The organism is Mesorhizobium sp. M8A.F.Ca.ET.207.01.1.1 (assembly GCF_004794715.1).
GTDB lineage: Bacteria > Pseudomonadota > Alphaproteobacteria > Rhizobiales > Rhizobiaceae > Mesorhizobium.
In genome coordinates this window covers 1-1,206 of record NZ_SRUS01000034.1, presented here as the reverse complement: position 1 = coordinate 1,206, position 1,206 = coordinate 1, and the positions used below count along the sequence as shown (strand labels likewise).

At 64.4% G+C, this 1,206-nt stretch carries 1 protein-coding gene; it reads left to right on the top strand.

The features are described 5' to 3' along the window. Window positions 1-79 precede the first annotated feature (79 nt). Window positions 80-1,206, top strand: a 1,127-nt coding sequence (locus EN850_RS33310; protein ID WP_136092917.1) for a helix-turn-helix domain-containing protein, incomplete at its 3' end; no start/stop codon positions are given.

The window sequence follows — 1,206 nt, the reverse complement described above, 5'->3', positions numbered from 1 at the left end:
TGTCCGAACCGGATAGATAGGTAACAGAATGGACCGATAGCATGGGTGACAGTTTTCTTGTCCGCCGGGAGGACCGGCGATGGTTTGGCGAGAAACTGGGATCATGGACGAGCGGCTACGGTTTGTTGTGGATTGCCTTTCGGGTGAAGAGACGATGATCGAGCTCTGTGCGGCTTATGGGATATCGCGCAAGACCGGCTACAAATGGCTTGGACGCTATCGCGCGTTCGGCCCGGAAGGTTTGCACGATCTGCCTCGCGCGCCGCTCAATCACGGCCGGGCGACGGCGCTGGACCTGGTGGAGCGGATCGTTGCCGCCAAGGAGGTGCATCCGCTGTGGGGGCCAAAGAAGATCGTGGCGCGTCTCAAGCGCACGGCTCCCGAGCTGGTTTGGCCGTCGGCCTCGACGGTGGGCGCGATCCTTGCACGGCATGGGCTTGTCGGCGTCCGCAAGCGGCCACGTCTGCGAGCCTGTGGCAACGGACCGTGGCCGGAGCCGCAAGGGCCGAATGCGGTGTGGACTGGCGATCACAAGGGGTGGTTCCGGACTGCCGACGGGTGGCGCTGCGATCCGTTGACGGTGATGGATGCCTCGAGCCGCTACCTTCTGGCGCTCGAAGCGACGGGTTCGACGGCGGACGCCGAGGCCTGGCCGGTGTTCGAGCGACTGTTTGAGGAGCATGGCCTGCCGGATCGCTTCAGAAGCGACAATGGCTCGCCCTTCGCGTCGGCCGGCGTCACCGGGCTGACGCCGCTTGCGGTGCGCTTCATCAAGCTCGGCATCACGTTGGAACGGATCGCACCCGGCAAGCCGCAGCAGAACGGTCGCCACGAGCGCTTCCATCTGACCATGCTGCCACTGGCCAAGGACCCGGAAGCCGACAGAACGGCTCAGGGCCAGGCCTTCGAAGCCTTCCGGCGCAGCTACAATGAGGAGCGTCCGCATGAGGCGCTTGCCATGGACACTCCAGCCCAGCATTGCCGCCCGTCGCAACGAGCCATGCCAAGGACGCCACCCGAGCCCGATTATCCGCAAGAGGCCGCGGTTCGCTGGGTGCGCCACAATGGCGAGATCAGGTGGAATGGCGGCTTCGTCTATGTCTCGCAATCACTGGCCGGCGAAGCCGTCGCGGCCACCGAAGCCGAGGACGGCCAATGGGCACTTACCTTCCATGATTATCCGCTTGGCATCATCGACACCAGACG